Annotated in this window: 8 protein-coding genes; 2 read left to right on the plus strand and 6 right to left on the minus strand. The window is 32.1% G+C overall.

Annotated elements, in window-relative coordinates; all coding sequences use genetic code 11:
* Positions 1-162 precede the first annotated feature (162 nt).
* The 5 genes from NZ519_09820 to NZ519_09840 are packed head-to-tail and all read right to left on the minus strand — an operon-like array spanning position 163 to position 5,049.
* A complete protein-coding gene (locus tag NZ519_09820; GenBank protein MCS7029050.1) occupies positions 163-933 on the minus strand; it encodes a class I SAM-dependent methyltransferase in 771 nt (256 codons plus the stop codon).
* A gap of 30 nt (positions 934-963) precedes the next feature.
* Positions 964-2,145, minus strand: a complete 1,182-nt coding sequence (locus NZ519_09825) for a DegT/DnrJ/EryC1/StrS family aminotransferase (protein ID MCS7029051.1) — start codon at positions 2,143-2,145, stop codon at positions 964-966.
* Between the two features lie 20 nt (positions 2,146-2,165).
* Positions 2,166-2,933: a class I SAM-dependent methyltransferase gene (locus tag NZ519_09830; GenBank protein MCS7029052.1), complete on the minus strand. Its 768-nt coding sequence runs from the start codon at positions 2,931-2,933 to the stop codon at positions 2,166-2,168.
* A gap of 9 nt (positions 2,934-2,942) precedes the next feature.
* The gene (locus tag NZ519_09835) at positions 2,943-4,133 is read right to left on the minus strand and encodes an ATP-grasp domain-containing protein (GenBank protein ID MCS7029053.1); all 1,191 of its coding nucleotides are present in this window, start codon (positions 4,131-4,133) and stop codon (positions 2,943-2,945) included.
* Entirely contained in the window at positions 4,126-5,049 is a 924-nt protein-coding gene (locus tag NZ519_09840; protein ID MCS7029054.1) for a glycosyltransferase family 2 protein, read from the minus strand. Before NZ519_09840 ends, NZ519_09835 begins: the two co-directional genes overlap by 8 nt.
* Before the next feature lie 31 nt (positions 5,050-5,080).
* Between NZ519_09840 and NZ519_09845 the strand changes: the two genes are divergently transcribed.
* Positions 5,081-6,559 (plus strand): hypothetical protein, encoded by a 1,479-nt coding sequence (locus tag NZ519_09845; protein ID MCS7029055.1) that lies wholly within the window; start codon positions 5,081-5,083, stop codon positions 6,557-6,559.
* Here the strand turns inward: NZ519_09845 and NZ519_09850 are convergent.
* Positions 6,530-7,333, minus strand: a complete 804-nt coding sequence (locus NZ519_09850; protein MCS7029056.1) for a glycosyltransferase — start codon at positions 7,331-7,333, stop codon at positions 6,530-6,532. The two genes, NZ519_09845 and NZ519_09850, sit on opposite strands and share 30 nt — an antisense overlap.
* On the opposite strand from NZ519_09850, the gene NZ519_09855 reads away from it, so the two are divergent.
* Positions 7,332-7,538: hypothetical protein (locus tag NZ519_09855; protein ID MCS7029057.1), on the plus strand; the 207-nt coding region annotated here is incomplete at its 3' end. The genes NZ519_09850 and NZ519_09855 overlap by 2 nt on opposite strands.

A 7,538-nucleotide genomic window follows, 5' to 3' on the forward strand; every position in this document is an offset into this window, starting at 1 on the left:
TGCTGATTTTGGTCTTTTTTTGGTGGCAACATAATAGTATTTCTGCGTAGTTTTGTGGCATAAAATTACAAAAACTGGTCGTTTTTTTACAAGCCAAATTAAGGGTAAATTATTGATAACCAATTTGTTAAACCCTTTTTAAGGGACAACTAAAATATTCTATTAATGCAACTTATTAGATTTTTTTCTTGCATATATCATTTTATAGTCTCCAGTGTTAGGTAAAATTTTCATAAGTAACTGTCCAAACTCATATAAAGGTTTAGTAATCAGCATTGGTAAATTAATATATGACAAAATAATCCTCATCGGCCAAAAATGTAATTGTCTTACTTCTAAAACTTCATAATTATTTTCTTGCAATATTTCCAAGAATGAAGAAATAGATAAACAAAGAACCCTATGTAAAAAAGAACTATGAATAGGCTCCAAAAATAAAATTTTTCCATCTTCTTTTAGATTTTTATATATAACTTTCAGTATTTCTACAAGTTCTTCTGAATTTCTAGCAGCAAAAGTTAATACTCCCCATGTAAAAGCCGTATCAAAGAAGCCTTCACGTAAAAACTCTTTAATGGGCATATGTATGTACTCAACTTTCTTATGTGGATTAGTATTCATTGCTATTTCTAAAGAAACTTTTGAAAAATCTATTCCTACTACACTCTCAGCACCACAATCAGCAAAATATTTAGACATTCTACCTGTGCCACAGCCAATATCTAAAACTTTTTTATTTTTAAATAAGAACAGATAATCATTTACAATATTTTTAATCTCAGTATCATATAAAATATTTAAGTTTTTGTTTGGCCACATAGAAATAGAACTCCCAGTACAATTCTTTGCCTTTTGATCCCAGTAATATGAAGTATTGTAAAGGTGTTTACGATTTTTCCTGTTATTATATTCCTTAATCAAATCGAGAATCATAGTTAGTGTAGTCAACTTAAAGTTAATAACTTATTTACTCAAGAACTCATCTATATTTTTTAAAGCATGTATAATTTTCTTACACTCTAATCCACTTAACTTATAGTAGTAAGGTAAGTTAAGAATCCTAGAAGCAACCTCTATGGCATTTTTTGACTCTGGATTACAGATTATATTTGTGAAACTAAACGAACAATCAATACGTCGTTCAATGAGCAACTTATAGAATGTCATCTTATCTATATTTTTGACCAATATAGGAAATCTTACAGGAACTATTTCTTCGCAAGAAACCTTAAAGATATCAAAACTTTTGCTTTCACTAAGATAAGTTTGAAAAGTTTGAAAATTTTTTTTCTTTTTTTTAATTATTAAAGATAAATTTTTAATTTGGTTGTTTATTAAGTAACATTGCCAATCTGACATATCATACATGTAGTATTCGTTCTTTTCTTTGTTTACTTTTTCTTTTTCAGTACTTACTCTTTTCTTAATAGTAAAAAACAAAAAGTAAAAAATGTTATACATAGCTCGTGGTTTAATTAAATTATACACTATACCTTTTAAAATATTTTTTACTGATAGGTTTATAGGCATTCTTTTAACTTCTGAAAAATATACATCTTTAAATCTATTGAACAGTTCTTCATCCCTTACAACAACAAAACCACCTTTTAATGGAACGTTTAAAAGCTTACTGGAATCAAAACTAAAAAAAGAAGCATCTGAAAAAGTACCCATATATTGGTTATTTATTTTACCAAATAAACCTGCCGCCACATCCTCGATACAATATGCATGATTATTTTTACATAATTCCAATATATCTAGTATATTACACGGAAAACCATATTGATAAGTGGCAATGACTACGGAATCTCTATCTATTATCTTCGATAGTTGTTCTAAGTTCATATCAAGTGTATCAAGGTAAACATCCACATAAAATACTCTTTTACCTGCTAGCAGTGCTGCTTCAGTGACTGCACTACATGTATAAGAAGGTATTATTACTTTTGACTTATTCATGGCTTTTAACAAAAAATATAAACCACCTCTTCCTGAAGGCGTAAGTAAAACATTCTGATTACTAAAAATGTTTCTCAATGTAGAGAGCAATTTATCCTTCTCTCTATTTTTTCTTTCGAAAATATACCTTGTAGACTTTAGTAAATCTACAATCTCGTAGTTTACTCTTACTCTTGGTATCATATTTCCAAGTTAGTTTTAGATTAAGTTAAGGACTTTTCCGCATAAATTGCTTTATAATCTCCCCATTTTAATTGGGCTTTATTCATAATCCACTGACCTAACTCATATATATACTTCGTAATTAAGAAAGAAATATTCAAATGAGACAGCATTAAGCGCACAGGTAAAAAGTGCATTTCCTCAACATAACCAATAGTATATCCTATTTTCTCCATCAAATACAAAAAATCTGCTAAGTCTATGTTTAATACGCGATGAAAAATTCCTTTATGAATAGGTTCTATAATCAAAAATTTACCATCAACTTTTAGACTTTCATAAATATTTTGTAAAGCCTTTGATAATTCTTGTTTATTTTTACATGCTACGGTTAAACATCCACGGCATACAATTAAATCATATTCATTAGGTTCACAAAAATCAAACACAGACTTTACGACAAAGTTAATATTTCGGATATTAGTAGACTTTTTTATGGCAATTTCTATAGTTCTTTCTGAAAAATCAAATCCTGTTACATTTGCACCTCTTTGAGCTAGCAAGCGAGTTACATTGCCTATGCCACATCCGATATCGGCAGCCTTTAAATTAGTAATATCTCCCAAAAAGCGATTGAAGAAATCTAAATGCTCTTTTTCATACAAACTATTTAGATTATTATTAGGCCAAAGAGAGATTGCGTCACCTTCAAATTCCTTAGCTTTTGCATCCCAGTATTCAGGCTTATTATATATCTCCTCTCTTAAAAACCGATTTTTAATCATGTTAAAAATTCCCCTAGCTTTCATAAATATGATTTATTTTGATTGGAACTTAACTACAGAATTAATTAGTGAGTTTTCCATATTTTCTAATTCAACTATACTGGAGGCTCGAAATAGCACTTCTCCAGCACGGTTTCTACCATTTATAAATGGTTGTACGATACTCCCTGAAGGATAATCCAGTTGAATATGCAATATATCAGGATGTTGTTTTAAACACTCAATCTCATCAAGTTCATATCTCATCACAGATTCGTACATGCTGCCTAGAAGTTTTAGCTTGAAAAAGCTATCAGGCTTCGTAAATTTGATTAGTTCGTTAATGCCTAAAGCTTGTTTAAGAGCATAATCAACGATATCAAATCCATAAGCAGCTTTTATCAATCTAACCAATGAATTACCTCCTACTCTTGGAGTTAATTCGATTATGTAAACTTCACCAGAATTATCAAATACTATATCACTGTCAAAAATACCATCTGTATAGTTAAGATTCATAAAAATTTTTTCTATCTGGAGAGTAATTCTTGAAATAATTTCCTCGTTATTACTGTATATACTAGGCATTATATGACCCCACGTAGCTGTATAAGGATTAGGAGCAGTAATTCTATCAGAAACAAACATCTTATGTAGTTTTCCATTGCGCATTATACCTTCCACAGTTAAATGATGTCCATGAATTTCTTTTTCTATAACTATTTTTTTACTTAAAGAATAAGTACGGGTTTCTACATATCTACTACAAAACTCACTTTTATCTTCTACAATAAAGACTCCTTTACTCCCCGAAGAAACATCGGGCTTCATAATAAAGGGAAAAGATAATTTTATACCTTCGTCATAAGAAGATAAAGCCTGAAACTCGGGATGAGGAATACCTTGATTGCATTGAAAAGTGCGAAAATTAATCTTACTAGTAAGAGTTTTTGTACAGAGAGTATTAGGAGAAATTAAATTTAGCGCTTCGCCTACTTTTGATAAAGCTATTAGCGATACGTCAGAGCATGGAGAAAGAACAGCATCAACATGCTCATATTTGCATACTTCTATAATTTCTTTATCATTGGTAGTACTAATGTTATAAGACTTGTGAGCAATTACATGACCGGGATTGTTTGGTACGTTATCCAGCGTTATTACGTACAATCCCATTTCAATAGCTTTTTCTATAAAAGGAAGTTGATAAGTCGAAGCAGGAAATATTAATATTTTTTTATTCATAAATCTCGCTAATTACATAACTATTTTTAGCTTTCATGGTGAGTTGGTATATTCTTGCAAGATATAAACCAAATATCATTAACGCTATCATTACCAACATATTAAGAAAAGAAACTAGTAACATCATACTTGGCCATCCTTTTATGAATCCATCAAAAAATAAGATACTTGTAATAACATAAATAGCAAAACCTAAAACAAAGGTTATAGAAAGAAATAAAGTAAAAGCTATTATGTATATGGGAATAGAAGAATAATTTAGCACAAGGTTCAAGATTAGAAAAATACTATTTTTAAGCTTATAATTAGATTTACCATATAAACGTTTTTCATGCCTTACTGGTACATTCAAATAGTTAACAGTATGAGATAATAGCATAGAGGTAACATACGGATATGGAACACTCATGCTGTTTATATTATCTATCAAGTTTCTTCTAATAGCTCTAAAACTCGTAAGTTGAAAGTTGTTAGGAAGATTAAATATAAATCTTTGAACTCTATCTACTAAATCTCCACTGATATTTCTAAATTTAGAGTGTTTTTTTGAGTCATATGCCCCAATTACCAAGTCAAAACCTTTGCTTATTCCATCTAATAACTTTCCGATTTCCTCAGGAGGATTTTGAAGGTCGTCATCCATAGTAATAACGACATCTCCTTTAGCGTATTTAAACCCACATAAAATAGCATTATGCTGACCATAATTCTTCATTAAATTAATAGCAGTAATTTTACCATAGTGAGATTTGAGCTCTTTTAGTACCTCTTTAGTATTGTCTGGACTAGCATCATTTACTATAATTAGCTCGTAATTTATATTGTGCGCTATGAAAAAAGCATGCAAACGCCCGACAAGTATAGGTAAAGACTGCGCACCACGATAAGTAGGAACTACTACGGAAACTAATTTCATACAAAGTTACAAAATTTTTATATTTATGCACATGAAAACTACCTTACAAACTCGTTTCCCTTCTCCTACCAAGAAGTCTTGGTTGATAACTGTTATTACTATAAGACTTTTAACGATATTAGTTCTATTTTGGCTAGAAGATAAAGACCTTTCCAAAGGCTTGATAGCTAATCTAGCTACAGATTCACGGGAGTACTATCTTGCTACCGCCGCTAATGTAGCTAAAAATTTTTCTTATTCCAAACATGTTGGTCGTCCTTATGCAGGGCATATGCCAGGTTATGATTTTATCCTTGCTCCTTTATTATGGCTTTTACCTCAGAAGGTAGCCTTGAATACCCTTTGTATTCTACAGTGGACCTTTGGATGCATTTCAGTATACTTGTTAGCACGTATAAGTTATACACTATTCAACAACTTTCAAATTTTTATCCTTACATTAGTAGGATATAGTTTAAATACTTATGTTGCCTACTATGATTTTTTTGTTTTAACAGAAAGTCTAGCTATTTCTTGTCTTATTACAGGTATTTTTTTCTATCTACGGGGAGGTAACTATAACTTAATTATATCAGGAGCGTTTTTTACATGGGCATTTTTCTTAAGACCCTATTTACTGCCTATTCTAGTTTTTTTTGCCTTAGGACTTTTTTATAAGTATAGAAAGGAAAACAAATTGCGTTTATTATTGAACTTAATTTTTTTCATGCTAGCTTTTATACTTGCTGAGTCCGCATGGGTAATTCGCAATTATATCCACTTCAAAAAAATAGTTCCATTAATCGTGGAGGAACAAATTTTCGGTAAAGGTCGTATGTCTGCCTTAAGGGACTTTATAGCTTCCATAGGTGGCGATAAAACATTTTGGAACCCTAATGCAGAAATTATGGTATTTTACGATTCGAGAATCAACAAGCTTGTACCTGCTCGTTACCAAAATCCAGAAGATTTGCCTAAATATATGTTTACCAGTTATTATAACGCTGATTCCTTGCGAAAATTACGCGAATGGTATTATTTGGCAGACACAACCTCTTCCGTTGAATTACAAAACTATGCAGATTCTGTAGTGATTGCCACCATCGAACGCTACAAGACATCTTTTATAAAAGAAAAACCTTTTTATTATTACATAGTCGCGCCCTTAAGAATTTTAATGAAATTTTTAGTCCACAGCGGAACTTATAATCTTAATTCTGTGCCATTTGAACAGCTTTCAGTATACAAGAAAATTTTAAAGATAGCATATTCTGCCCTATATTATTTTACTTGGTTATTTGGAATTATAGCTTGCTCAATAGTACTATTTCACTTACCATTACAGCATCATTTCCATTCAGTGTTAGTAGCACTTACAGGAATTTACCCTATAGTTTTATTCCCGATCATATACAGAAGCGCAGAATATCGTTACTTTGCTCTATCCTACCCATTTCTATTCATGGTGGCCGTATGGTTGCTAAGTATTATTTTAACAAAGTTAAAAACTCTTCATAAGTATCTGATTTAGATCTAGCATGTCAAACTTTGTGCCACTAACAATTAGATTAGAATTTTTCACACAAATCACACAAAAAAGTGCTTTCCTGGTACCTCGACCTACATCGCGCCACTCTCTAAGCGGATATTCGTAAATTCGATGATAGGATTTTTCATAACCCATTTTCTTTTGCAAACGCTTAATAATTTCTACATCAACTAACCAACGAGAAATAAAAGGAGTATCAAAAATGCCTTGATGTACATCTTCTACTGAGAAGAGCTTAGCACCACACTGCGTATCGTAAAATGGTAGCCGCAACGACCAACTAATTAAGGTAGCAAAAAAACGCCCAATAATGTGGCGAATAGCATATCGCTCAATGTTTGCTCCCATGCGCTTGATGCGTGAACCGCAAACCATACTGTAGCAATTTTGCTTGATGATATTAGCCAACTCTTGCATTTCTGATAGAGGCGTAGCCAAGTCAGCATCTAAAAAACCGACATGAGTGATAGGATAATGTGTCATCAAATAATTGATTCCCTCTCGAATACTTTCGCCTTTTCCTTTGTTTTGGCGGCGGTCTATAATGCTAATCCGCTCAGGAAAAGCTGTATGCATCTGTTGTAGTATTGCTGCTGTATTGTCTTTGCTGCCGTCGTTAACAAAGCAGAAAACAAACGTTTGATACTTTGCTATGAAGTCTAAAAAAGCCTGAACAGGCAATCGAGCAGATTCATTATAGCAAGGCACAACAATCCCAATAGTGGGCGGCATAAAAAAAGTTGTATCTTTGTCCATGTGTCTCGATAAAGATAAGCAGTCTGTTTCATACTACATGAATCCTGTACTGGCACAAATAGTGCAAACACGCACCTGCCCTTCGCCCGATGGCAATGGCGATATCAACCTTTTGCAAAATACAGCCGAACCTGCCGAAGGAGCACTTATCCACAAATGTATTGCAGCCGTGCAGGCAACTCGTACATTGGATATTGGTTTGGGT

The organism is Bacteroidia bacterium (assembly GCA_025056095.1).
In the GTDB taxonomy this organism is placed as follows: domain Bacteria; phylum Bacteroidota; class Bacteroidia; order JANWVE01; family JANWVE01; genus JANWVE01.